We start from the raw sequence: 665 nt of genomic DNA, 5'->3' as shown, positions 1-665 counted from the left end.
GTCACCGTCAGGGTGAAGGTGCGTTCGGCGTAGGCGCCGCTGCTGTCGGTGGCGCGGGCGGTGAAGGTTGCGGTGCCGAGCGCGGTGGGGGTGCCGGCGATGGTGCCGTCCGCGTTCAGTGTCAGCCCCGGGGGCGGGTTCCCGGAGGTCTTGGACCAGGTGAAGGGGCCGGTGCCGCCGGTGGCAGCGAGGGGCAGGGCGTTGTAGGCGAGGCCTTTGGTGCCGTCGGGCAGGGCGGCCGGGGTGCCGATGGCGACGGCTTCCACCGCGGGGTCGACCGTTAGGGTGTAGCCGTCGGAGGCGCTGGTCTGGTGGTTAGCGTCGTTGCCGTAGACGGCCCTGACGGTATGCGTGCCGGCGGTGGCCAGCGTGACATGCAGGCTCACGTTGCCGTTGCCGTCGAGGGTGACGCTGTTCCCCAGGTGGGTGGCGGTGTTGGGGTCGGGCCCGTCGAAGAAGTCGACCGTGCCGGTCGGCACCGGCCCCCCGGCGGGGTTGTTGACGACCGACGCGCTCAGAGTGACCTGCTGGCCCGCCGTAACCGGGTTCGGCGCGGCGGTCAGTGAGGTCGTAGTCACGATCTTGTCGACGGTGAGGGTGAAGGTCTGGGTGGCGTCGGTGCCGGCGCCGTTGTGAGCGGTGATGGTGAGCGTGCTGACTCCGGC

1 protein-coding gene is annotated in these 665 nt (G+C 71.1%); it reads right to left on the bottom strand.

The features are described 5' to 3' along the window. On the bottom strand, positions 1 to 665 hold a 665-nt coding region (locus AA75_RS32065), incomplete at both ends, for an Ig-like domain-containing protein (protein WP_033823851.1).

Origin of the sequence: Kitasatospora sp. MBT63, from assembly GCF_000710465.2 — a bacterium.
Lineage (GTDB): Bacteria > Actinomycetota > Actinomycetes > Streptomycetales > Streptomycetaceae > Kitasatospora.
Note: the sequence above shows the minus strand (reverse complement) of the source record. Positions and strands in the feature narration are given on the sequence as shown.